At 37.5% G+C, this 25126-nt stretch carries 31 protein-coding genes; 17 read left to right on the plus strand and 14 right to left on the minus strand.

Going from position 1 to position 25126, the window contains the following annotated elements:
• The first annotated feature begins 332 nt into the window (after positions 1–332).
• On the plus strand, positions 333–830 hold the full coding sequence (locus CLV73_RS02110) for a hypothetical protein (RefSeq protein WP_100375218.1): 498 nt from the start codon (positions 333–335) through the stop codon (positions 828–830).
• A gap of 288 nt (positions 831–1118) precedes the next feature.
• Entirely contained in the window at positions 1119–1970 is an 852-nt protein-coding gene (locus CLV73_RS02115) for a helix-turn-helix domain-containing protein (protein ID WP_100375241.1), read from the plus strand.
• Between the two features lie 39 nt (positions 1971–2009).
• Here CLV73_RS02115 and CLV73_RS02120 read toward each other — a convergent pair whose 3' ends face one another.
• Positions 2010–2336, minus strand: a complete 327-nt coding sequence (locus tag CLV73_RS02120) for a winged helix-turn-helix transcriptional regulator (protein ID WP_100375242.1) — start codon at positions 2334–2336, stop codon at positions 2010–2012.
• A 117-nt stretch (positions 2337–2453) separates the two neighbouring features.
• On the opposite strand from CLV73_RS02120, the gene CLV73_RS02125 reads away from it, so the two are divergent.
• The 5 genes from CLV73_RS02125 to CLV73_RS02145 all read left to right on the plus strand — a co-directional run bounded on the left by CLV73_RS02125 (position 2454) and on the right by CLV73_RS02145 (position 5795).
• On the plus strand, positions 2454–3227 hold the full coding sequence (locus CLV73_RS02125; RefSeq protein WP_100375243.1) for an SDR family oxidoreductase: 774 nt from the start codon (positions 2454–2456) through the stop codon (positions 3225–3227).
• A gap of 461 nt (positions 3228–3688) precedes the next feature.
• Positions 3689–4105, plus strand: coding sequence for a MarR family winged helix-turn-helix transcriptional regulator (locus CLV73_RS02130; RefSeq protein ID WP_100376952.1), 417 nt, complete (start codon positions 3689–3691; stop codon positions 4103–4105).
• 14 nt (positions 4106–4119) lie between these two features.
• Positions 4120–4464 carry a GIY-YIG nuclease family protein gene (locus CLV73_RS02135; protein WP_100375244.1) on the plus strand — a complete coding sequence of 115 codons (345 nt, stop codon included), beginning with the start codon at positions 4120–4122 and terminating at the stop codon, positions 4462–4464.
• Position 4465: 1 nt separating this feature from the next.
• The gene (locus CLV73_RS02140) at positions 4466–4888 is read left to right on the plus strand and encodes a DUF1330 domain-containing protein (protein WP_100375245.1); all 423 of its coding nucleotides are present in this window, start codon (positions 4466–4468) and stop codon (positions 4886–4888) included.
• A 10-nt stretch (positions 4889–4898) separates the two neighbouring features.
• Positions 4899–5795, plus strand: a complete 897-nt coding sequence (locus CLV73_RS02145) for an alpha/beta fold hydrolase (RefSeq protein WP_100375246.1) — start codon at positions 4899–4901, stop codon at positions 5793–5795.
• Between the two features lie 10 nt (positions 5796–5805).
• Here the strand turns inward: CLV73_RS02145 and CLV73_RS02150 are convergent, their stop codons facing one another.
• From CLV73_RS02150 to CLV73_RS02190, 9 genes are all read right to left on the minus strand, one after another.
• A complete protein-coding gene (locus CLV73_RS02150) occupies positions 5806–6705 on the minus strand; it encodes an MBL fold metallo-hydrolase (protein WP_100375247.1) in 900 nt (299 codons plus the stop codon).
• An 18-nt stretch (positions 6706–6723) separates the two neighbouring features.
• A complete protein-coding gene (locus tag CLV73_RS02155) occupies positions 6724–7572 on the minus strand; it encodes an alpha/beta fold hydrolase (protein WP_100375248.1) in 849 nt (282 codons plus the stop codon).
• Positions 7573–7607: 35 nt separating this feature from the next.
• Positions 7608–8081, minus strand: coding sequence for a PaaI family thioesterase (locus tag CLV73_RS02160; protein ID WP_100375249.1), 474 nt, complete (start codon positions 8079–8081; stop codon positions 7608–7610).
• Between the two features lie 57 nt (positions 8082–8138).
• Positions 8139–8678: a DinB family protein gene (locus tag CLV73_RS02165; RefSeq protein WP_100375250.1), complete on the minus strand. Its 540-nt coding sequence runs from the start codon at positions 8676–8678 to the stop codon at positions 8139–8141.
• Between the two features lie 10 nt (positions 8679–8688).
• Positions 8689–9243: an alpha/beta hydrolase family protein gene (locus CLV73_RS02170; protein ID WP_157798700.1), complete on the minus strand. Its 555-nt coding sequence runs from the start codon at positions 9241–9243 to the stop codon at positions 8689–8691.
• Positions 9244–9380: 137 nt separating this feature from the next.
• On the minus strand, positions 9381–10202 hold the full coding sequence (locus tag CLV73_RS02175; protein ID WP_100375252.1) for a class I SAM-dependent methyltransferase: 822 nt from the start codon (positions 10200–10202) through the stop codon (positions 9381–9383).
• Positions 10203–10212: 10 nt separating this feature from the next.
• The gene (locus CLV73_RS02180; RefSeq protein WP_100375253.1) at positions 10213–10668 is read right to left on the minus strand and encodes a VOC family protein; all 456 of its coding nucleotides are present in this window, start codon (positions 10666–10668) and stop codon (positions 10213–10215) included.
• A gap of 53 nt (positions 10669–10721) precedes the next feature.
• On the minus strand, positions 10722–11156 hold the full coding sequence (locus CLV73_RS02185) for a GNAT family N-acetyltransferase (protein ID WP_100375254.1): 435 nt from the start codon (positions 11154–11156) through the stop codon (positions 10722–10724).
• 96 nt (positions 11157–11252) lie between these two features.
• The gene (locus CLV73_RS02190) at positions 11253–11849 is read right to left on the minus strand and encodes a TetR/AcrR family transcriptional regulator (protein WP_100375255.1); all 597 of its coding nucleotides are present in this window, start codon (positions 11847–11849) and stop codon (positions 11253–11255) included.
• Positions 11850–12288: 439 nt separating this feature from the next.
• Between CLV73_RS02190 and CLV73_RS02195 the strand changes: the two genes are divergently transcribed.
• Positions 12289–12660 carry a DoxX family protein gene (locus tag CLV73_RS02195; protein WP_100375256.1) on the plus strand — a complete coding sequence of 124 codons (372 nt, stop codon included), beginning with the start codon at positions 12289–12291 and terminating at the stop codon, positions 12658–12660.
• 91 nt (positions 12661–12751) lie between these two features.
• Here CLV73_RS02195 and CLV73_RS02200 read toward each other — a convergent pair whose 3' ends face one another.
• Complete coding sequence (locus CLV73_RS02200; RefSeq protein ID WP_100375257.1) at positions 12752–13696, minus strand: polysaccharide deacetylase family protein; 945 nt, start codon at positions 13694–13696, stop codon at positions 12752–12754.
• Positions 13697–13707: 11 nt separating this feature from the next.
• Complete coding sequence (locus CLV73_RS02205; protein WP_100375258.1) at positions 13708–14100, minus strand: DoxX family protein; 393 nt, start codon at positions 14098–14100, stop codon at positions 13708–13710.
• Between the two features lie 109 nt (positions 14101–14209).
• Between CLV73_RS02205 and CLV73_RS02210 the strand changes: the two genes are divergently transcribed.
• Positions 14210–15034, plus strand: coding sequence for an AraC family transcriptional regulator (locus tag CLV73_RS02210; protein WP_228424170.1), 825 nt, complete (start codon positions 14210–14212; stop codon positions 15032–15034).
• Positions 15035–15193: 159 nt separating this feature from the next.
• On the opposite strand, the gene CLV73_RS02215 is transcribed toward CLV73_RS02210, so the two are convergent.
• A complete protein-coding gene (locus CLV73_RS02215; RefSeq protein ID WP_100375260.1) occupies positions 15194–16054 on the minus strand; it encodes an SDR family oxidoreductase in 861 nt (286 codons plus the stop codon).
• 75 nt (positions 16055–16129) lie between these two features.
• Positions 16130–16699, minus strand: a complete 570-nt coding sequence (locus CLV73_RS02220; RefSeq protein WP_100375261.1) for a Crp/Fnr family transcriptional regulator — start codon at positions 16697–16699, stop codon at positions 16130–16132.
• A gap of 285 nt (positions 16700–16984) precedes the next feature.
• On the opposite strand from CLV73_RS02220, the gene CLV73_RS02225 reads away from it, so the two are divergent.
• The 8 genes from CLV73_RS02225 (at position 16985) to CLV73_RS02260 (ending at position 25118) form a co-directional block, all read left to right on the plus strand.
• Complete coding sequence (locus CLV73_RS02225; protein ID WP_100375262.1) at positions 16985–17821, plus strand: SDR family NAD(P)-dependent oxidoreductase; 837 nt, start codon at positions 16985–16987, stop codon at positions 17819–17821.
• A 91-nt stretch (positions 17822–17912) separates the two neighbouring features.
• On the plus strand, positions 17913–18863 hold the full coding sequence (locus CLV73_RS02230; RefSeq protein ID WP_100375263.1) for a helix-turn-helix domain-containing protein: 951 nt from the start codon (positions 17913–17915) through the stop codon (positions 18861–18863).
• 372 nt (positions 18864–19235) lie between these two features.
• Positions 19236–20057, plus strand: coding sequence for an alpha/beta fold hydrolase (locus CLV73_RS02235; protein ID WP_100375264.1), 822 nt, complete (start codon positions 19236–19238; stop codon positions 20055–20057).
• Positions 20058–20073: 16 nt separating this feature from the next.
• Positions 20074–20385 (plus strand): phosphoribosylpyrophosphate synthetase, encoded by a 312-nt coding sequence (locus tag CLV73_RS02240; protein ID WP_100375265.1) that lies wholly within the window; start codon positions 20074–20076, stop codon positions 20383–20385.
• Between the two features lie 32 nt (positions 20386–20417).
• Complete coding sequence (locus CLV73_RS02245) at positions 20418–21050, plus strand: hydrolase (RefSeq protein WP_047430847.1); 633 nt, start codon at positions 20418–20420, stop codon at positions 21048–21050.
• A gap of 19 nt (positions 21051–21069) precedes the next feature.
• Entirely contained in the window at positions 21070–22458 is a 1389-nt protein-coding gene (locus CLV73_RS02250; protein ID WP_100375266.1) for an alginate export family protein, read from the plus strand.
• Between the two features lie 20 nt (positions 22459–22478).
• A complete protein-coding gene (locus CLV73_RS02255) occupies positions 22479–23222 on the plus strand; it encodes a M17 family peptidase N-terminal domain-containing protein (RefSeq protein WP_100375267.1) in 744 nt (247 codons plus the stop codon).
• A gap of 6 nt (positions 23223–23228) precedes the next feature.
• On the plus strand, positions 23229–25118 hold the full coding sequence (locus tag CLV73_RS02260) for an amidohydrolase (RefSeq protein WP_100375268.1): 1890 nt from the start codon (positions 23229–23231) through the stop codon (positions 25116–25118).
• Positions 25119–25126 lie beyond the last annotated feature (8 nt).

Raw genomic sequence — 25126 nt, forward strand, 5'->3', positions numbered from 1 at the left:
AAGTAGCTAAAGGATATTGTCAAAAGCTGAATTCTAAAGAGCTCAAAAATTATTATTTATTTTAATCCTAACAATGTATTCATAAAAATAAAAAACGCTGGGGCAAATCCTATTTATTTCAAACCAACAGAATTAGTCTCAGTTCCCAAACGATATATCAAGTGTAAATAAGTTTGGGAATATGATAAAGAATAATGCCCTCCTATTAATAATGGCTGAAATTGGTGTGAGCCATATTACCAAATTATTGAACTAAATTACAAAAAGGTAAGCATTTTTAATTTGCAATTTTGAACCATCAATAGAAAGTTTATAATTAAAAAATTAAAATTATGGGTTTATCAAATTTGGGTATTTTTCATACCGTTATCGGAATTATAGCAATTATTTCAGCAATTATTTCCTTAATTAAAAGTGGTAAAATAAATCTAGACACACTGGCAGGGAAAATATATTTTTATTTCACGTTGATTTCCTCTTTGACAGCTTTAGGTTTATCAAGTGTGAAGGGGGTTAATCCAGGACATATTCTGGCTTTACTTATCGTGATGTTGATATCTGTAGCCTATATTCTGTATGTAAGAAAGAAGGGTAATAACGGTTATCGTTTAATAGAAAATTTTTTTCTGTCTTTCAGTTTTTTTCTATCCTTAATACCCACTGTTAACGAAACTTTTAGCCGGGTGCCAGTTGGAAATCCTATAGCATCAGGACCAAAAGACCCAATAATCGGAACAACTATACTTTTTATCTTCGTTTTGTTTATTATTGGTTCGATATTGCAGTTTAGAAAGCAAAAGAGGATAAACAAAAATTATATTACTCCTTAAAGGTAATATTTTGCTTCGGTCTGAACTTTTTTAATATCTCTATTATGAGTGCTTGCTTTATCTACACTTGGTTATAAAGCCTTTGGGGCGGATTGATGCTACATTCAACTTATAATCTGTTTATTCGGTGGTTTCTAGCATCTATTACGGTATCAAATAAGTTATATCTTAGCATATAGGAAAATTTGATATGGCTCTTGAGTTCTTTCAGTCGTCTTTGCCTTTTACTTTTGTAGACGAAGAAGGGGATGTAATGCGGTCCATCATTTTAAAATCTAAGTACTTCTTATGGTTACAGACTATAAAAAATTTGATCTATTCGGAAAAACACTGATTCAGAAAGTGGATTTTAAACCACCTTTTCAATTTGCTTTTCCGGTTGCAGAACAGGCTTGCTTCCTTTATATGTTGCGGGGTGAAATAGAATATCGGTCAGAAGATGATCAACTGAAAATAGAAGATAAACGCTCATTATTACTTAACTGTATGGCTTCCGGCCAGCAGATACAAAATAACAATTCGGAAAGCAATGGTGAAATCATCATTGTTACCTTTCATCCGGACATTCTTAAAAAAGTATATGATAAGGAGATCCCCACGATCTTTATGCCCAATAATCAGGTCACCAACCAAAATAAAAAGAGAATCAATAATGATTTTCTTATTCAAAAATACATAGAAGGTCTGCTTTTTTATTTTGAAAATCCTTCTTTGGTAAACGATGAAATTCTGATTTTGAAGCTTAAGGAAATAATCCTCTTACTGTCTCAAACCCAAGACGCTGAAAATATTCAGGTCATACTTTCACAGCTTTTCTCATCAACGACTTATTCCTTCAAACAGATTATTGAAGCCAATCTGTTTCTGCAGTTAGGAATCGAAGAACTGGCACAGAAAACAAATCTGAGCATTTCGTCTTTTAAAAGGGAATTTAAAAAGTTATATGATGATTCGCCTGCCAATTATATTAAATCCAAAAGACTTGAAAGGGCTGCAGAACTCCTCATAGCTACCAGTGAAAGGATTACGGATATTGCATTTGACTGTGGATTTAACGATCTTGCAAATTTTACTAAAAGTTTTCACGAAAGATATCAGCAATCTCCTACAAATTACCGGTTGAAGTTAAAAGGAGAATAACAGTATTCCTTATATAAAAAATCTGTATCAGAAATTAAACTAATTCACAAACTCTTCTCCCCACTTAAGCAGCTCTGCAAGACTGGGTTCCAACTTTCTTCCTTTTTCTGTGAGAGTATACTCCACGGTAGGAGGAACTGTGGCAAAGACTTGTCGTATAACTATTCCGTTTTCTTCCATATTCTTTAATTCTTTTACCAGCATACGCGTATTAATGTTGGTTACTAATTTTTGAAGCTCATTAAATCTTTTGGTACCATGTAGAAGAGCAAAAATGATTGACATTGACCATTTTCCACCAATAATATCTAAAATTTCCTGTATCACACATTTCCCTGGAATTTTTTCAGAATTTTTTTTGTTCATAACGTTTTGATTTTCTGTATGGCTTTACTTTTTGGTATTACTTTACATTTGTGTAACTACTTTCAAATGTAAAGTATTGGGTTTAGATTTGCAACATAATATTTCAATTTTAACATTATGGAAAATTTATTAAAAGGAAAAATTGCGCTTGTTACAGGTGGAACAAAAGGTATCGGAAAAGCAATTGCTGATAAGCTTGCACGTGATGGTGCACAGGTTGTCGTAACAGCCCGCACCAAGCCGGATGAAGAAATAGCACATTATTTTATAGCTGGTGATCTGACTAAGCCGCAAACTGCCCAGTTTATTGCTGAAGAAATCTTGGAAAAGTTTGGAAAGGTTGATATTGTGATAAATAATGCTGGTGCCAATACAAGTCCTGGAGGTGGATACAGTACTCTTAGTGACGAAGATTGGAGCAACGAAATTGAGTTGAACCTTATGTCCGCTGTGAGAGTGAATAAGGCGCTTATACCAAGTCTGATATCACAGAATGAAGGTGTGATTATTAATATATCCACTGGGGCAGCAGTGCAGCCGCTTTGGAAAATGACTATGTCGTATTCAGCCTCAAAGGCAGCTTTAAATGCCTATACAAAAGCTTTGGCAAGCGAATTGGGATCGCAGGGTGTACGTGTTAATGCGGTATCTCCAGGTATGGTCAAAACACCTCTGATGGAAAGTTTTATTGCTGACATTGCAGAAAAAGGAGGTATCTCTTTTGATGCAGCTTTCAAATCTATAAAAAATGAAATAGGAGACCTTCCATTGAGCAGAATGGGCGAGCCGGAAGAGGTGGCATCACTTGTGAGTTTTTTGGTTTCCCCGGAAGCAAAATACATCACCGGAGCAAACTATAGGATTGATGGAGGAGCAATGGCAATTTTATAGTAATTCCTAGTAATAATATTTTTTAAATTGTATCTACTTTAGTAACAGTACTTTGGATTCTCATTAGGGTATTATAATAGTTTTACTCATTTGCATTTTTTACTATGTTGCTACTTTTTTATGTAAAATTAAATGCAAATGGGTTGCTATATCTAGAGTTTTTTGCTCCTTCATAGGAAAAGAATCCGTTCCCATTCTTTCCACAGTAACCAATTCAATTTTCCATTGTCTACTTTTTTAATAATGGATCGCCACTAACTTACTTCTCCACAAAGACTTTTATCAGATATATTTCCACAAATTAATCTTTAGTATATCAGGTTAATCTCCAGAATTATTCACAAGCAAGCGTTTACAATATTTATGTAGCTCAAATTATTTAGCCTATAACTATTTTGAGAACAAAGAAAATTCATATATTTGCAAAATACTTGACTAATCAAATATATTACAAATATAAAATGAAAGAAATAAGTACAATTCTGAATATTTTAAAGGTTCAATCTGTCATTACAAAAAAGTTTGACGGTTTAAGTCTGCATGGTATTAGCCTTACTGACTATATGATCCTGTATATTTTAAGTAATGCACCTGGTAACCGTTTAAAAAGAATTGATCTTGCTGAGAATACAGGTTTAACCGCTTCTGGCATTACGCGGATTATTTTACCAATGGAAAAAATGGGACTTGTAGAAAAAGAAAATAGTGATAGGGATGCGAGGGTGAGTTATGTAAAACTCACTTCTGCCGGAGAAAGAATTTTTACAGAAGCTACAAGTACAGCGGGGTACATATCCAAAAAGCTATTAGAAGGAATTGTAACGGAAGATCTAAGTGTTTTCGCCGGGCAATTGAAAATCTTAGGGGGTGATATTTAAATTTAATGAATAGTATGGACAAAAAGTACAGAAAGAAATTAAACGCTGAGTTTTTAGAGATGAAACCGTTAATGGGTGTATTGACTATTCTGAATAATTCGGAAAATAAAATATTTATTAAAGAGAGTACTAATTTAAAAGCACTTTCTAATAGAATCCGGTTTGAGCTGAACAACGGACAATTTGATAACAGGAGTTTACAGGACGATTGGATCCGGCTGGGAGAGAAGAGTTTCGTTTTTGAAAATATGATCATTGTTCCATGGGAAGAGAACAAAATCATAGGCTATAAAAAGAAGTTGCAGAAAGCTAAAAACGATCTGAAAGAAGAGCAAAGTAAAACCAAAAATATATACTGATATGGAAAGCAAAACCTATTTATATCCAACCTACGAAGCCGGCCGGGATCTTATGTTAAAAAATATTCAAGGGTCAATCGTAAATTTAAATCTGATACATTTAAAGGAAATTGCTGATTATTCCGGGTTTCCTGAAATTGCACCTGCCAGCGAAATTTCGGGTTACGAAGCTTTTATGCTCTATATAGACCTTGCCAAACCTTTTCTAGAGCAGGGTGGTGGAGAGATTCTTTTTGTTGGAAAAGGAGACCGCTTTTTGATAGGTCCTCAGGACGAACAGTGGGATATCTGTATGTTGATTAGACAAAGAAGTGTATCGGATTTTTTTGCTTTCGAGCAGAATCCGGATTATATGAAGATTACGGGGCATCGTGTCGCTGCGATATTGGATTCAAGACTTTTACCCTTAGAGATCACATTGTAGTAAATTATTTATGGGATATATCGAGCTAAAAAATGCTACCATCTATTATGAAGTATTTGGAGCTGAAAACAACGAAACTATCATACTCATCAGTGGGTTAAACACACAAATGACCCGTTGGGAACTTCCATTTCGTAATAAGGTTGTAGAAGAAGGATTTCGCGTAATCTGCTTTGACAACAGAGACTGTGGAAAAAGTACTTTTACTACCTATAATAGCAACGACAGCTATAGCTTTTCTTTGAATGATTTTCTACAGCATCCAGAAAAATATCCTGCCCCTTATTCTTTATTGGATATGGCAGATGATATAAAAGATTTGCTGCATTCACTTGGCATCAGGAGCGCAAATATTGTAGGGCGTTCAATGGGTGGCATCATAGCACAGCTATTTGCATCACGATATCCGGAAATGACTCAGACACTGACTTTATTGATGTCTTCAAGCTTTAATCCTGCTCTTCCGAAGGCAGATGATGCATTGATAGGCAAAATGACAAACAGCACTACAAATTTTCACGATAATAAGCAAGCTTATATACATGAAAAAGTTGATTTTATGAAAGCTATTTATGGAAATAAATATAGTTTTAATGAAGAAAAAGAACGTTGGTTAATTATCGAAGACGAAAGCCGAAAGTCTCCATTCGTTAGGCCATTTCGTCAGATCATTGCCCTGCTGAGTTATCAATATGATTCAAATGTTCTTACTAGTCTCCATGTACCCACATTGACGATACATGGAGATGAAGATCCGTTATTTAATATTGAACATGCAGTTGATTTAAAAAATACTATTCCTTACTGTGAGCTGATCATAAAAAGAGGAATGGGACACGCTATCCCGGATTCACTATTTCCGTCACTGGTGAAAGACATTTCAAATTTTATTGCTAAAACTGAATGAAAAGTCATGATCAAAATGTAAGTAGCAATGGTGAAATATATGGTTTAGGAGTCCATTGCCACTGATCATCGGCACGTTCGATAAAGCCTATTCCTGGCCAGGGAAGGTGGGAGGCACAAACCACAGATTTTTGTTTATGACATTGTTCCAGTATATTTTTTCGGGTGTCGATCCCCAAAGAAAAATCAGCATCCCATTGTGTACCCCAAACCGGATTAGAGATCAATACAGGACTATGAACCAGATCAACCAGATGCGTAATGGATAGCTTACCCGAATAAACCGTAAATATGATGTGTCCGGGAGTATGTCCGGGAGCTGCCTGTGTTTTAATACAGGAAAATAATTCATCACCTGCATCAAATATTTCTAAACGATGGGTAATGGCTCCTAATATCTGCTTAACCAGTGAAACAGAACCATGTCCAAACTCAGGCCTCCGACTGTTGGGGAAATTCGGCTCCTGTGCAAACCAGAATTCCAGTTCAGTCCGTGAAATATAGAATCTTGCATTTGGAAATACCAGATTATCATTTTCGGTTAATATGCCCCCAATATGATCCCGATGAGCATGCGTTATCAATACATCTGAAATATCACTGGCTCCGAATCCGGCACTTTTCAGACTATGTAATAATTTCCCTGCATTTTTTTTATCATAAAAGCCTTCTCCTGTATCTACGAGTATTAATTGTTCATTCTTTCGGATAAGCATCACATTAATAGGAGCTTCGTAGATATCGGCAGGTAAGTGCAGTCGGTTGAGCTCCTTTTGAAGATCTGCAGGTACTGCATCCGTAGCAATAATGGGTTGATATGATCCTATATCAAAATATCCATCGGAAAGAATATAGATTTCCAGGGTATCAAATGGAATCTTGAGGTGACTGTAGTTGGTTTGCATATTCATAAGGGTACTGCGATTAAATTAGCATTTGGTTTTGTTTAAAAACGGAAATATTCGTGGTGCTAATCCAGTCAAAACATGTCCCATTTCCGGAATGGTTATTATGGTAAAGTCGTCGATAATATGTTGCAATCTAGCGGTAATTTCCTGAGTAGAGCGGATTACATCCTGTTCTCCGCCGATGAATAACACAGGCATTGTCAAACGGCTAAGCTCATCATCTGAAAAAATATATTCTTTTTCTATCCTCGCATTAAAATTAGTTTGTATTAAATCCATAAATGCTACAATTTTTTGATCCATACGCTGGCTTCCCAAGACCAATCTATTAATCTTGATACGTCCAGTTGTTCCCAAAAGGGAATAGAGGATGGCTTTAATGATAAATATTGTTTTGGTAGGAACTACTCCCGCCGGTGTCAACAAAACTAAGCGGTCGACTAATTCAGGAAAGCTTGTTGCAAAGCGTAATGCCAACCATCCTCCTTGCGATAATCCAATGATATTTGCCTTGCTGATATTGAGCCTGTCAAAAATCTCTTTTAGCCATTTCGCGAAGTCTTTTGTTTCATAAGAAGGTCTGGTTTCTGCGCTCTTTCCTGCCTCTCCGATAATATCTATTGCTATGACTTTATATTGTTTTGAATATTCGGCTATGTCTGATAACCATGACGTTGCATTAGAAGATGTGCCGTGCAGTAATACGATGATTTCTTGGTGTTGGCTTCCGGCCTCCAAAAAATGGGTGTCCCCAAAAGTTGTTTTCAGCACACTGGTTTTCAAATTCAATGGAGCATTTTTTATGGCATCATCGTAAGCCCGGATAATTTTGTCTTTTCCTTCAGGGCTTTTAAAGATTGATTGTTTCATGAATGGTTTGTATAAAGTTGTAATTGAGAATTAGATTAACGTACTTTCGCTTCATCACCTCTTAAAGTCATGACCGTACTTGTTATCATAGCGGCTTTTTTACCATCACTGCGGAAAATATCGCATTGATAATGACTTAAGTTTTTTCCACTATGTAAGGGTGATGCTGTGGCAGTGAGTATATCCTCGAAAACGGGTCGGTAAAAATTGACTTTCAATTCTACGGATGTAAAAGTTTCGCCTTCCTGAATAACAGTAGAATGTGCGGTTCCGATGGCTGCGTCTGCCAGTTCACAAAGCAGACCTCCGTGAATGGTTCCCTGTTGGTTACTGTGCTTTTCTTTTGTAGCATTGATCTGTACAGTAGCTGTACCTAAACCGGCTTCAACAATTTGTATCCCCAATGTTTTTGATATCGGTGTCGGATATTGCATGTGTGTATGCATGCCATCCGTGATTTCCCTTTTTATCAATTTATTTAGGTAATCTAATATCGATAGTTTTGTCATTTTGTTGTATTATATTTATATAAAATAAACCAATCGGTCTTTTTTTTGCTAAAAAAATTATATGTTTTCCATGTTTCCAATTATAGATTGTATGGTGTACAAATGGTGCAAATCATGTTCCGCAACAAAATACATCAGGTCAATGATATTCATTGGTTGATGTAATCTTGGATGCATACTTGTCTTCAACAAGTCTTCTTCACTCATTTTTTGAAGCATTGCAATTGTTTTGTGTCTTTCGCTGGCCAGGTTCTTAATAAGCTCTTCAAACAACATATTGTTGAAAGAAGACTCATCGGTTGCTGTATTGTTTAAATCGGCAGGGGACATATCTGGTTTTCCTTCCTTTATATCTCTAAAACGGATTCGCCATAGATCTTCTAAAAGGATTAAATGCCCTATATTCTCATTGACAGACCATTTATCTCCCATTTTTCGGGTTGAAGCTTCTATAGGACAACTTTTCAGCAGTTTATTTAGAACAGACGGAAAATGTTCAAGTCGTTGTAAAAATTCGTCAAAATATTCCGAACCTGTGTTTGAATCAAATTGTCGGTCGAACCATCTGACAAATGATTGTGGCTTTACTTTTTTCATTAGTATCAATTTATAGATTATTACTATTAATCCATGCTTTGGCAGGTATTATCCACTCCTCTATTGCCCTGAACAAAAAGCCGTGTTCCAGACCTGTGTTGAGGGTAATCTCTTTAAAAGATTTTAAATCAGAATTTTTAAATCTAAGTTGCCTTGATAATAACTCAGCGCCGACGTCGGTTTTTTCATTAATCGATAAAATCTTCCCGTACAGCCGGAACTTTCGATCTTCGTTCATTGAATCATTTTTAAAGCTTGAGCCAATAAAAACAAATTTCAAATCTGGATTTTTGGCATAATAGGAGATGTATTGAGCTATATAACCTCCCTGAGACGTTCCGACAATTGAAATATGGTCATAAGGAACTCCATAGTTATGTAAGCTGTCAATTGTAAGGATCACCTTTTTTGCATACATCTTAGGATCAGTGTCGGGCTTTCTTTTTTCAGATAGTATGACAGAATTTGCGGATTGAAGCTTTTCTAAAATAGCTGTATAAGCCGCTGGTCCGTATTTAGGATGGGATTCATTTAACGAATGTCCTTCCAAAAATTTATTATGCAAAAAAAAGACATACTTTTTTTGAGTACTATTTTGAGCATTAGTAGCAAACGGAAGAAATGACAGATAAAGAAATATTAACCTAAGAAACATATAATTTGAATAAACAGACCATTTTAATTTAGAGACAGCATCAGATTTTATTGTTCATTATCCACAAGATGTCTTTTTGAGGCTGTCAATGCATATACCATAGGGATTTTGTCTCCTAGATGAGCAATTCTGAACTTACCGGGTTCAAATTCAATTGAATTATTGAAATTATTGTATGGTGAATAATCAAATTCTTCAATGGAATTCATTTCTAAACCATTTTGCATCAGACTACTTATTACTTCGGCTAAGCCGTGGTTCCAGCCAATTGATTTGACTTCAAATTCCGCTTCTTTATCTGCATAAGTTCCTTTTTCGGTTTCTATAATGGCTCCGGAATTAAAATATCTGTATTCAATCTTTTTAAACCCCGAATCAAACATCCAGACAACCGGATGAAATTCTACAAAAACAAACGTACCACCGGGTTTCAGGAATTTCGAAATGATCTTTGCCCACCGATCCAGATCCGGAAGCCAGCCGATAGTACCGTAACTTGTAAAGACAATATCAAACTGACGATCCAAATGATTGGGCAGGTCATAAACATCGCTGCAGATAAAAGTTGTTGAAACATTACTCTGTTTTGCCAGTTCCCGTGCCCGATCTATTGCTACATCCGAAAGGTCAACGCCGACTACGTCCGCTCCCAGGCGACTTAAAGAGATACTATCTTGTCCGAAATGGCATTGTAAGTGCAATACGGATTTTGCTGTCAAATCTCCAAGTAAATTAAGCTCTATATCCTTTAATGAATTTTTTCCCTTCAAAAAGGCATCCAGGTTATAAAAATCAGAATTGATGTGAGCTTCTGTTCTGGTATTCCAAGATTCCCTGTTTATTTCCAAATAATTGTCTTCTGCATTCATATGTATTTATCTAATGAGGTGAATTGTTTTTTTGCCATTCTTCGTAGCTGAGCACGCCAAGTTCTGGCCGACTTTTACCGTTCAGAATATGGATAAACTCCAGTTGATTTCCGTCTGGATCGTCAAAATAAAGAGCAAGTGCAGGCATCCAGGCAAAAACCATTGGTTCATTGCTGCCATTTTTAAGGAAATTATACGCCTTTAATCCGTTTTTCTCTAAAAAAGTATTTGCATCTTTTAAAATAAAATCTTTGGAACAGCTGAATGCAAAATGTCTTTTATGGAGATTGCCTTCTTGTTCCCAAAGTCCGAGCATTGCCTTTTTATTTTCTCCGATCCAAAGAAACGCAATCGGCCTGGTTTCATCATAGTGTGCAAATTCAAGTCCCAATATTTGAGTATAGAACTGAACTGCGTTTTCCAAGTTGCTTACTTGAATGTGTGTCTCATATAATCCTTCAATCATTTTTTATATTTTTTTATTAATAATTATTGTGTGGTGATAATTATGATCATTTATCATCTTAGCATATGAATAATCGGATAATCTTTACCTGAGCCATCCTTTTCGGATCTTCCTGCTTTTCTGAACCCTAATTTTTCATAAAATCCGACGGCCTGATAATTTTGCTCATTGACGTCAACCTTTGTAATGCCTTTCGTTTCATCCATAAATTGAAATAGGCTCTTTCCATAACCTTTACCACGGTAGTCATTGTGAACAAACAGCATTTCTAAGCTTCCTTCTGATACCGATGCAAATGCTACCGGTTGGTTTTGCAGTATAAAAAGGTATACTTCGAGATTGGGCAGATAATCCTTGGGAATAGCATGTTTAAAGAAAGAAAGATCTTCCTCAAGCAGAAAGTCGTGAGTTGCTCTTACAGCGGATTCCCAAATTTCCATAATTCTTGGATAATCTCCAGTGGTTGCGAGCCTGATTTGTATTGACATAACTTTAAAAGTAATATTTAAATTTAATGATATTCTGTTCGTTTTATTATAATATTTATAAAAATAAACCGGACGGTCTTTTTTAATTTAAAAAAATTATATGCTCAAATTCTTAATTAATCTTTCAAGGAACGACATTGCAATTTTAAGCTCTGTCATATGGTTGTTGACCTTTGCCTGCATGAATGCTCCTTCGATCATTGAAATCATGATCACTGCAATTTCAGTAGGGTCTGTATCTTCCTTTATTTCTTTTCTTGCGATACCTCGTTTAATCTGGTTTTCAATTGATGTTTTCCAAAATACCAGTGCTTTTTGTGTTCGTTCTTTTAGCTTAGGATGCGTATCATCAACCTCTGTAGCAGTATTTAAAATTGGACATCCGGCCTGTAGAAATGAATATCTGAAATAATTTTTATAGGTTTGCGGGTAAACAAGCAGTCGTTCTATCGAGTTTTCAGTTGCTAAGATGCGCTCCTTCATATGCTGAGTTACCTTACCGAAGTTGTGATCAAAAACATTCAAGGCAATCTCGTCTTTGTTTTCGAAATTACCATAAATGCAACCTTTTGAAAGTCCTGTGGCATTCATTAAATCATTTATGGAGGTACCTGCATAGCCTTTCGTATTAAAAACGGATGCTGTTTTTTCGATAATTAGTCGTTTGGTATTTTCAGATTTAGTCGTTTTCATCAAGCAGAAATTTTAATACGGCGTAAAATTATTAAAAAAAATAAAACGATCGGTCTTTTTTTTGAAGAATATTTGTATGAATAAGATTTTTCTATTTAATCATTCGTTATCTGACTATTGTGCTATATATTAATGGATTTTTTAGAGAACTGAAATATAATGCAAACTGCTTTGGAGAAGTTAATCCGAAAGCTGTACAATCATTAGGAAAAACCGGACTCTCATGTCTGGTTTTCTTACAAAAAGAAGAAATTTTTGCTATATTTACCCAAAATATTACAAGGATATTAATCACATGGAAGATATTAATCTTTGGCTAAACCAACCTAAAAGAGGGTAATCTCTAGCTGTAGAATCTAATTCTACACACTTTTCTTTTTGAGAGCAACCTGTTGCTCTACTTTCACATTTCAATAACATTTCATAAAGAAAAACAAAGATGAATACACTTGTATTAATAATTCAAGGGGTACTTGCCCTATTTTTTATAATGCCTGGTTATGGTAAAATCAGTGGCAGTAAAGAGAGCCATGTAGCAGATGGACATCTAAAAGCGGACAGCTCAATCATACCCATCAGAATACTGGGAGTTTTGGAATTACTTGGCTGTATAGGGATTGTATTTCCCTGGATTTTAGGAATAGTTCCTATCTTAACACCTATAGCTGCTGTCTGTTTTTGCATAATCATGCTTGCTGGTATGATTATTCATACTTCAAAAAAAGAGTACAAAATGCTTCCAATGTTAGTGGTTGTATGTATGCTGTCTGCTTTAGTAGCATATTATAGATTCATGGGTATATTAGAATGATTTTATTGTTTTTACCATTTGAATAAACCCCAGTTGTTCGAAAGCTAATGCTAGATAGAGCAAAGCGCCACTTAAAAAGTGGCGCTTTTTATTATTCCCTTATCGCAGTTTCGTCTTTTAAGATCAGGTCTGCAATTTCGTCTTTCCGTTTAAAACTTACGCCTTTGTGCTGCTGCATATAGCGGATAATCTGCTCGGTAGCGTTCACCATTTGCGGTGTTCCGCCAATTCTGTCATGAAAACTGATCGATAGTTGCCTGCGCTTGATTGCTGCTTCCTGATAAAGTTGATCAAACTCCATTTTAACCTGCCGTACAAATTGATCGGTTGAGTAATGTTCGCCAGCAATTAACTGTATATCGTTGCAGCGAAGCGTATAAGGTATTACCGCAAAGTCTTTATTTTTTACTTTGATAATAAAAGGCTCATCTCTGCTAAGATCATCAATATGATATTTGAAACCCAGCTCCTGTAAAATATTGAGTGTATTCTCACCACGTCGCAACCAGTTGGCATTATAACCTACGGGGCGGAATCCGGTTGCCTGCAAAATAGCCTGGACACCATCCTGTATGAATTTCTTTTCCTCCTCATAAGGAAGATTATATTGTTTACTCCAGTTCATCCCATGTGCTGCTGCTTCGTGACCTCTTTCTACAATTTCTTTTGCCAGTTGCGGGTTGTTAAGTACAGCTGAACCTACCATGTGTGAAGTGACTTTAATTCCTAATTTATCCCAGTTATCAAGCATTCTTGGAATACCTTCCTTATAGCCGTACTGATACCAGGTTTCGGCAGGAAGATCTTTAAAACCCTTTTCCATGTTCTGTGGGAACGGACTTTCTGCATTGTCGGGCTGTCCGCCGGATTCAAACTGCATAGATATGGAGACAACCAAACGGGAACCGTCTGACCATTTGGAATTAGGGCTTACTTGAGCTCTTTCCTGGAAATTACCCAGGCTGCTTGTAAAAGGTAATATACTGAGCGTACCAAGGGCTCCGGTTTGTTTAATAAATGTGCGTCTTGTAGTCATGGATTAAAGTTTTATTGATTAAAAAGTTTATCTAAAGCCCATGAGTTACATTGAATAAACTGTAGCAGCAGGGCAAAAAAAGCAAGGTGCAGTAACTGGGAGGGAATAGCTTCCCAGTTCTCAATCATAGCTGTGCCAAAAAGAAGAACCAGCAATATGACTGCTCCCATTATTAATGCAGGTTTTGTAAATAAACCAATCAATAGAAGCAGGCCCACTGTGAATTCTGCTACGGGCAGCACATAACTAAACGGTATTACCATAACCTTTGGTAAAAGGGATTTTTCAAAACTGGTGGTCATCCATTCACTGAAAGCATTTAATTTTGGTAGCCGTACAAGGCCGTGTCCAAACATACTAGTGGCAATGCCCAGACGGAGGAGTAAGAAAACTGTTGTATCCATTGTCTTATTTAAATTTTTATTTGATAATTCAAAATTGCATCAATCTACTTTTAAAAATTAGTATATTTGAAGGTATTATCGGTAAAAAACAAGGATGAAGTTAAAAACATTGCACCGGCCATTTGAAATCGAGATGCTAACATTAGATGAGTACGCTGCGGTTCCTCATAAAAACACCTACTTCGAAATGGTTTTTATCTTGGAAGGAAAAGGGATTCAGGTTATCAATGATCATGAGCTTCCCTATAGTAGAGATAAACTTTTTCTAATTTTCCCACAGGATTCACATTCCTTTCGTATAGAGTTAACAACGAGTTTCTTCTTTATCCGGTTTAATGAAAACTATTTAAAAACCCAGCATAAAGAATGGGTGCAGAAACTTGAATACATCTTCTACAATCATGACCATTTGCCTGGCTGTATTCTTAAAACGGTTACCGACAAGCCAATGGTGAGAGCTTTAGCCGAGGCTCTGTTAAGGGAACAGCAAAATGGAGGTCCCCATCATCAAGAAGTTATCCAACAGTTGCTGAACACAGTTATTTCCATTGCTGCAAGAAATATTGCATCCATTCAAACGGCTTATCCCTATAAACCATCTCATCCATTATCAATGCTTGGATATGTACACCAAAATATCAAACGTCCTGCGGCACTGAAAATTGAAGAACTTGCTTCCTCATTCCATTTGTCACCAAACTATGTAGGGGAATATTTTAAAAAGGAAACAGGGGAAAGTCTGCAAAAGTATATCCGCAGCTACCGACTTCAAATGATTGAAGCTGCCCTGATACACACAAACAGGCGAATAAGTGAAATCGCACTTGACTTTGGATTTACAGATACCAGCCATCTTAACAAGATATTCCATAAAGAATATGGGGTAAGTCCAACAGCCTTTCGAAAAAGATTATTTGAAAACAAAAGTAATTAATACTCTTACTAACCTTTTGTTGTTTCCAATTGAGCTTGATAAGATCTTCTGTTGTGAATGGCACAAATTGGCTTTGTAGCAGATGATATAAATCTTATGTTTAAAACAAGGAACGACAGGAGCACATACTCCTGCCGTTTCCATTAAAATATGTTTCACTTATAATAGTTCGTCCATTCCGAATACCGTTATGCCTTTTGCAAATTGCTCAGCTACGGCCTGGTTGGCTGCTTCAATGTATTGACCGGTTATAGGGTCAACCACAGTACGCAACGGTCTAGTACCTTTTTCAGTACCGATAAGTTTTACAATGGCATCGGCAACGTCCTGTGGATTTGGTTTTTTAGACTGCATCTCTGCACCCAATGCGGCAACCATTTTATTGGGAATATCGGCAATGGCACCATATCCCTCGAATACCCTCTGATCAGATGCAGGATTGTTTTTTTGCTGCATTTCAGTTGGGAAAGCACCCGGTTCCACAATAGCTACATCAATACCTAAACGCTTTACTTCGTAATGTAAGCCCTCGCTTATTCCCTCAAGCGCAAATTTTGAGGCTGCATACATGGTAGCGAAAGGAAATGATACCCTTCCAAAGCCGCTGGTAACGTTAATAATAAGTCCATCAGATTGCTTACGCATGGCAGGCAATACCTGTTTCATCAGTCTCCAAGGGGTATAAACATTAATATCAAAGGTAGTATGCACATCGGCCACAGTAAAGCTCTCTGCAACACCGGTCATGCCGTAACCAGCATTGTTCACCAGCACATCAATAGTGCCTTCTTTATCCAAAATAGTGTTAACTGCCTGCTTTACGCTTTCATCATCTGTCAGGGTAACATCCAAAACGGTTATATTCTCTACAGCTGAAAGTGCCGCAGCTTTATCTGCATTGCGTCCTTGAGTATCACGCATTGTGGCATATACTTTATGCCCTAAGGCAGCTACACTATGGGCTGTAAGCCAACCAAAACCACTATTTGTTCCGGTTATTAATACGATTTTTTTGCTCATCTTTTTTTATTTTATGAATATGCAAATATTGAAAATGGCCATAAAAAAACATTTACCAAATGGTAAAAAGTGCCGTTAATGGATATTACGGCGTATGCGGCTCAACGATTGTTGAGTAACGCCTAGATAAGAAGCTACATATGAAAGCGGGATGCGATTGATGAGATTGGGAAATGCCTCAATGAACGACAGGTAACGTGTAGTGGCATCTTCTGAAACTAATGGACTACGACGTTCCATGGCCAGTGTAAGGCATTTTTTAACCATTTTTGCCTTCATCATTTCCCATCCTACAATGGTATTGGATATTTCATCCCAGTTCTTTTTACTAAAAACAAGTACTTTGCAGTCAGTAATGGCCTGTACATATTCCGTTGCTGCAATCTGCGATTCAAATCTATCGTTATCAACAACAAAATTACCTTCGTCCACAAAATAATTGGTAACCTCCTCACTCTTATTGTTATAATAGCAGAAGCGAAACACACCTTCTAACACGAACGCAACATATCGAGGTATTTTCCCTGCTTCCGATAGGTATTCGTGTTTTTTAAATTCGAGTATTTCCACCTTGCTCATTAAAAAGTCGATCTGCTGTTTATTAAGGTCCCCAAATTGTAGGATAAAATTTATCAAAGCTTCCATTGTATAAATATACTATAGATAACAGAGCCTTCAATTATCAAATGGTAAAAAATAAACCAAAAAGAACATTTAGTAAAAACAGATTATCACTGATACAGCCGTAACAAAAGCACTTTAAACTTACCTTTTGAATCTACAAAATAAATTTTGTAGCAAACAAATACAAGGTTTAACTCCTGATAATAGTATAACTTTCTTCATTTTGGTTAGGATAATCCTCATTTTAGCAACGCAAGTATATCTATTTAGAACCAACTTTGCAGATATACTTAATACAATTAAAAAATGGAAAATAAACAGAAAGAAAAAGTTTGGTTCATTACAGGATCTTCAAGAGGTTTTGGAAAAATATGGACAGAAGCCGCTTTGAAACGAGGAGACAAAGTCGTGGCTACAGCACGTAATATCAATAGTATTGCCACATTAAAAGAAAAGTATGGCGATCAGGTCTTGATTCTTGAAGTGGATGTAACCAATGCTTCACAAGTACAAAACGCTATTAGCAAGGCCAACGAATATTTTGGAAGATTGGATATTGTGTTTAATAATGCCGGATATTCTTTGGTAGGAACCATTGAAGAGAGCAGCACCGATGAGGTGAAAGCCATGTACGAAACCAATATTATGGGACCTATTCATGTGATTCAGGCAGCCTTACCTATACTGCGGGCCCAGGGTCATGGGCATATTTTGGGGACATCCAGCGCTGTTGGTATTTATAGTAATCCTCTTATTGGGTATTATTGTTCTTCAAAATTTGCTTTTGAAGCTATTTACGATAGTTTATCTAAAGAGGTTGCAGCATTTGGCATCAAAGTAACGCTGATTGAACCGGGGGCATATCGTACTGAATTTGGCAGTGCTGAATCGCTAAAAATAGCCGGCAAAAAATTAGCGGATTATGATGATTTGAAAAGCAGTTTAATGGAAAATTTACAAAAGCTGGAACGAGGAAATCCTATAGCCACTCCCGAAGCTATATTTGCTGTTGTAGATGCTGAAAACCCACCACTAAGATTACTATTGGGTAAAAATGATTTGCCACATATTCAACAAATCTATGCTGAACGCATTCAGGAATGGGAAACTTGGAAAACTATTTCAGAAGCGGCCCAAGGTTAATCATCTATGGTGTTCTGACATGCTTTTATTCGCTTTTCTTTTTGTAGGGAAAAGCGAATATTGCTTAACTTGTAATCTAGAATTTTATAACATGGTTTCAAAAAAATCGAATCATTCCGTAAAAAGATTTAATACACTGGCTGACGTAATGGAGGCATCTGGTTTTCCGCCCCCGAAGCACCCTTTAATCGTTTTGTTAAACGGTGTAGACAAGCCACTTAAAGGTCGTGCACCTAATAAATCGCACGTATTGAATTATTATAAAATAGCTTTTAAACCAGATGCCGGAGGAGAGTTAATGTATGGTCAGACCAAATTTGATTTTAAGGAGGGAGGTTTGTTTTTCGTAGCTCCTCAACAAATTCTCTCATCAATAGAAGAGAATGATAAAGAGGAAACTGCGGAACAAAAAATACTTAGCCCGCAGATCACACTGCTTATAGATCCTGATTTTTTGCTACAATACCCGTTGGCACAAAAGATCCATCAGTATCACTTTTTCTCTTATGCCACCAATGAGGCGTTGCACCTTTCTGCCAAAGAAAAAGAAACCATTCTGTCGCTATTCAGAGATATTGAAGAAGAGCTTGAAAACCGTATAGACGATATGAGCCATAATGTAATCATCTCGCAGATTGAACTATTACTAAACTATGCACAACGTTTTTATAATAGGCAGTTTATTACCAGAAAACAAAACTATCCTAGTCTTATCGACCGTATAGATCAATTGTTGGAGGATTATTTCAATAGTGATAAGGTTTTGAATGCCGGAGTTCCAACCGTTAATTATTTAGCTGATCAGCTACATATGTCAGCAAGTTATCTAAGTGATCTATTAAGAAATCTTACAGGGCAAAACACTCAACAAATTATTCATGATAAAATGATTTACCGTGCTAAAAATAAGTTATTTTCCACAGCTCTCAGTATTTCCGAAATTGCGTTTGAGCTAGGTTTTGAACAGCCTCAATCCTTTAGCAGATTATTTAAATTAAAAACAAATCAAAGTCCTCAACAATATAGAGCTCAGTTCCATTAATTTTTTATAGCTATTTAACTGATAAAACACTATATCTCTCCGTAGATTCATGTTAGTGGCATGAGCAGATTCAATCTCACAATTAAAGATTGACCTTCATCTTTAAAGGATGTGGCTAAAATATATGGGGATAACAATTGCCTCATCTTCATTAATATGTATTCTTTTTTCTGAGGATTGTCATCACTTTCCATGATTAAGTTTTATATGTTCTTATATAAATTAGTAATAGTTGAATCATAAAACTACGATATTTCGTAGTTTAATTTACTGGCTGTTTTTATTAATGTGTTGAAAGCCAATTTCTTTATTGTTTTGGGTTGTTTTTTGGCATTATGCTCATAAGTTTAATTCAAAAAAAATAGTACAACAATGAGCACATTAACATTAAAAGACGGAACAGAAATTTTTTACAAAGATCAGGGGCAGGGACCAGTATTAATGTTTCATCACGGATGGCCTTTATCATCTGATGACTGGGATGCACAGGTGATCTTTTTCCTTCAGAAAGGCTACAGAGTGGTTACCCACGACAGAAGAGGCCACGGACGTTCCAGCCAGAATATCTACAATCACACTATTGAACAATATGCATCTGATGCCGCAGAACTGGTTGAATTCTTAGACCTGAAAGATGTTGTACACATCGGGCACTCAACAGGTGGCGGTGAAGTGATCCGGTATGTTAACAAATATTCCAATGGAAGAGCTAAAAAGGCAGTTCTGATCAGTGCCATTCCACCGGTAATGGTGAAAAGTGAAAACAATCCTGACGGAGTTCCTATGGAAGTTTTCGACAATATCAGAGAACAGACGATGAACAACAGAAACCAGTTTTACTATGACCTTACTTTCCCTTTCTACGGTTATAACAGAGAAGGTGCTGATGTAAAAGACGGAGTACAGAGAAACTGGTGGAGACAGGGACTGATGGGTGGAATTGTTGCTCATTATGATGGGATCAAAGCCTTTTCAGAAACAGATTTAACTGAAGATTTAAAAGCTGTGGATATTCCGGTATTGGTTCTTCATGGTGAGGATGACCAGATTGTACCGATTGAAAATTCAGCGATAAAATCAGCCAAATTACTGAAGAACGGAAAGCTGATCACGTATCCGGGATTCCCTCACGGTATGCCGACTACAGAGCATCCAACCATCAACAAAGATATTTTAGCTTTTATCACAGAATAATCAGCATTCCTTATAAATGAATACGATACAGCCAGCTTTTGATACGTTGACTGAGGCCGTTCAGTGGCTTAATCAAAACGGATATACAGAAGATTTTAACCTTAAAAATGATTGCATCAGGCTCAATAATTTTCTTGATGTTTCTCCGGAAGACTTTAAAATACGATACACATTCCGCTTTGAAGGAAATACCGATCAGGGAGATGAAGAAGTAGTCTACGGCATTGCTTCCGACAAGTATTCTGTAAAAGGTATCCTGACGAGCGCTTACGGAATCTATGCGGATACTGTAAGTACAGAACTCATCAGAAAACTATCATCCAATTAACGTAACCCCAATTATTTAATAAAATAAACTTTATGAAACCATCATCAAAACTACTTTCTCCTGAAAATCATGCATTGGTATTGATCGACTTTGAAGGACAAATGGCATTTGCCACCAAAAGTATCTCCATGAATGAGCTGCGTAATAACGTTGCGGTACTTTGTGGTGCTTCTAAAATATTCAATGTTCCGACCGTCGTTACCACAGTTGCCGAACAAAGTTTTTCAGGTCCAGTTTTCCCTGAAATTGAAGAAGCATTTCCTATGGCAACCTCAGGATATATCGACAGAACAACGATGAATACATGGGAAGATGAAGCCGCATATAAAGCTATTACAGGAACCCAGAAGCAAAAACTGGTTTTCGCAGGATTATGGACAGGCGTTTGTATTGTGGGTCCTGCATTATCTGCACTTGAGGAGGGCTATGACGTGTATGTCATTACCGATGCCTGTGGCGATGTGAGTGATGAGGCGCATGAAAGGGCTGTGCAGAGAATGATCCATTCAGGAGTAAAGCCTATGACTTCCATTCAGTATATCCTGGAACTTCAGAGAGACTGGGCACGCCAGGAAACCTATGGTCCTGTAACTGACCTTATGAAAAAATATGGTGCTTCTTACGGATTAGGAATCCATTATGCTCATCATATGCTGAATCACTAAAATTCATATACCATTTTCAATGTTGAAATCTGCACCTTCAATACTGTTCTTAAAAGCTTTTATCATAACAGTTCTTTTATATTCTGAAATGGTCTCGTCCCAGAGTTTTAAACTTCTGAGGTATGACGAAAATTATGAATATCTGAAAGATTCCACAAAGAGCTTTTATGACAAAATTAAATATCTCCCTCTCAATGAAAAGAAAGATATCTATCTCTCATTGGGTGGTGAGGCAAGGTATGAATATGTGGATTTCAACAATGAAGATTGGGGAAGGCTTAACATAGGACACAACGACTTTTTCCTGCAGCGCTATGATCTTCATGCAGACTGGCATTTCGGGAAAAACTTCAGAATATTTTCACAGATCAGAAGTGCTTTGCAAAACGGAAGAAAAAACGGTTCAAGAGGCATTGATGAAGACCAGCTGAGTATTCAGAATCTCTTTCTGGATGCAGGTTTGGTGAATAAGGAAGATCAAAAGCTGATAGTGAGACTGGGAAGACAGGAGCTGGATTACGGTTCCGGAAGATTAATTTCTGTAAGGGAAGGACCGAATGCAAGGCTGTCTTTTACAGGAGCTAAAATCATGTATTCCTATAAAAATGTTTCCGTAGATGCTTTTGCAATGATGGCAGACTCTGTCAAGACCGGAGTTTTTGATAATACCCTTTCAAAGCAGCTTAATCTTTGGGGGCTTTATTCTAAAATCATTATTCCTGAAGCCGGAAATCTGGATCTGTATTATCTCGGAATCCGTAGAGACGAATCTGTTTTTGAAGCCGGAACAGCAAGAGAAAAGCGCCATACAGTTGGCGGAAGGCTGTGGAAATATGGCGGTGGATTTATCTATAACCTGGAAGCGGCCTATCAGTTCGGACGCTTTGGAAACGAAAAGATCAGTGCCTGGACGGGTTCTGTAGATATCGGTTATCTGTTTGAAAATCTTACATTCAGTCCGAGCATCAATCTGAGAAACGATTACATATCAGGAGATCATTCTAAAAACGATGGAAAGCTCAATACCTTTAATCCTTTATATCCGAAAGGAGGGTATTTCGGCTTCAGCCCGCAAGTGGGACCCGTCAATTTAATTGATATTCACCCATATATGACCCTTGATCTGACTTCCAGACTCAAAATGCAGATGGATGTTGTCTTCAACTGGCGATATTCCCTGAACGACGGAGTTTACCGGCCAAGTGGCGCATTGAACCGCCCCGGAAGCAGCTCAGATAAAAGATATATCGGAACGGCTTATTTAACCAGCTTTACCTATAATTTCAACAAACATTTTTCTTTGGTGAGCGGACTTCAGTATTTCCACAAAGGATCTTTTATTGAAGATATCATTCAGGACGCAAAAAGCGGTGTTTTCTGGAATATCAGGCTGGGATTCAAATTTTAATCATTACTAAATCATTTATTATGCAAAATTCAATTTCAAAATACATCAATTGGTCAAAAACGATCTTTACAGTATTGCTGTTGGCAACTGCGGGAACCCACTTCGTTTCAGCACAGGCTGCTGCAGAAAAAACAGCTATTGGGACCTCAAAAACATGGGGAACTGTTGACGGAATTTCCGTTGTAGGACTGGTGCAGGGGCCTTCTGCCGCCAAAGCAGATTTACAGATCGCCTGTGTTTTCGAGTACACGGAAGGAGATATTTTTAACCCGCCGGCGCTTCCCAAAGAACTGAACGGAATGGTTCATCTGGATGAAGCATTAAAAGGAATTATTACAGAAGTCCGTAAAAAAGGACAGTTCAAAGGACACGCTTTGGAAACCTTATTAATTAATCCTCCAAAAGGAAGCCTTGCCACCGGAAAACTGCTGTTGATAGGCTTGGGGAACAGAAACTCTTTCGATGCTGATTTGATGAAAGAAGTAGGAAGTGTTGCGATGCGGGAAGCTTTGAAACTGCAGGTACATACCGTATCCTTTGCCAGCGATATCAAAGATGCAGGAATCGATTCTCCGACAGCTCTGGTGGCAGAAAATGTGGTCTTAGGTGCCTTTGACGCCTATCGTGTCCAGTTATATTTAAATAGTCAGCATCTATCCGACAAAATGAAATTAAAAAAACTGATTCTATTGGCCGGGCCGTCTTTTTTCACGGTTGCCGGAGGAGGAATTCAGGAAGCTATTTCGAAATTGAACACCAAATAATTAAAGATGAAAGCAGATTTTATCGTATACAACGGAAAAATACACACTTTCAATAAAGAAACTCCGGAAGTTTCTGCAGTGGCCATTAAAGACGGGAAAATTATCGCGGTCGGAAATGACGGACTGGCAGACCAGTTCGCTGATGAATCTACTGAGCTTATTGATCTTAAAAAGAAAAGAGTAGTACCGGGAATCAATGATTCTCACATCCATCTGATTCGTGGCGGATTGAATTACAACCTGGAATTAAGATGGGATGGCGTTCCGTCACTGGCCGATGCGCTCAGAATGTTAAAAGATCAGGTAGACCGTACACCTTCACCCCAATGGGTACGTGTAGTGGGAGGATGGTCCGAATTCCAGTTTGCAGAAAGAAGGATGCCAATCCTGGAGGAAATTAATGCCATTGCTCCGGAAACACCTGTTTTTATCCTGCATTTGTACGACAGGGCTTTAATGAACAGGGCAGCATTGAAAGCGGTAGGATTTACTAAAGATACCCCGGCTCCGGCTGGCGGACATATTGAAAGAGATGCTAACGGTGAACCCACAGGGCTGATTATTGCCACACCTAATGCCATGATCTTATATTCAACATTGGCGAAAGGCCCGAAGCTTTCTTACGAACACCAGCTGAATTCGACAAGGCATTTTATGACAGAACTGAACCGCTTCGGAATTACCAGCGTTATTGATGCCGGCGGAGGATTCCAGAATTTTCCGGATGATTATCAGGTGGTGAACGAACTGAATGAGAAAAAACAACTTACCGTAAGAATTGCCTATAACCTTTTTACCCAGAAACCTAAACATGAATTTGAAGATTTCAGCGATTGGATCGACACGGTAAAATTATATCAGGGCGATGATATGTACCGCCATAACGGGGCAGGAGAGATGCTTGTATTTTCGGCGGCCGATTTTGAAGATTTTCTGCAGCCAAGACCGGATCTGCCTGAAAACATGGAAGCAGATCTTGAAAAAGTAGTCCGTTTACTGGTAGAAAATCGCTGGCCATTCAGACTTCACGCAACCTATAATGAAAGCATCACCCGGTTTTTAAATGTCTTTGAAAAAGTAAACTGCGACATTCCCTTCAATGGTCTTCCATGGATTTTTGATCATGCGGAAACCATTGATGAAAAAAATATCGAAAGGGTAAAAATGCTTGGTGGCGGAATTGCCATCCAGAGCAGAATGGCTTACCAGGGAGAATATTTTACAGACCGTTATGGTTCTGCCTCTGCAGAAAGTACGCCGCCCGTGAAAAAAATTCTGGAAATGGGAGTTCCTGTAGGCGGAGGTTCGGATGCCACAAGAGTAAGCAGTTACAATCCTTGGGTTTCCATGTATTGGTTAACAGCAGGAAAAACCGTTGGCGGACTTCAGCTGTATCATGATACAAAGCTGGACAGGGCAACCGCATTGGAACTGTATACAAGAGGCAGCGCATGGTTTTCTCAGGAACAGCAGAAAAAAGGCGATATCAGAGTGGGAATGTTTGCTGATCTGGCAGTTCTTGATCAGGATTATTTCACAGTTGATGATGAAGAGATCAAAAATATTGAAGCGGAAATGACCATTGTAGACGGGAAAATAGTCTATGCAAAAGGAACCTTTTCATCTTATGCACCGCCATCTATTCCTGTGCTTCCGGATTGGTCTCCAACGAATCTTTATAACGGATATTACCCTACCGGAGGACATTTTCAGAAAGAAATCGAAAAAAATGCGAAACAGAATTTAAAAGCTCCGTTAGCTTCGCAGATTCACAGCTGTGCAGGAAGCTGCGATATTCACCATCATAACCATAACCAGGCAAGAATGAGCAATGTGCCCGTTAATAATTACCATACATTCTGGGGAGCTTTAGGCTGTTCTTGTTTTGCTTTTTAACTATCAAT

The organism is Chryseobacterium geocarposphaerae (assembly GCF_002797535.1).
Taxonomy (GTDB): Bacteria; Bacteroidota; Bacteroidia; order Flavobacteriales; family Weeksellaceae; genus Chryseobacterium; species Chryseobacterium geocarposphaerae.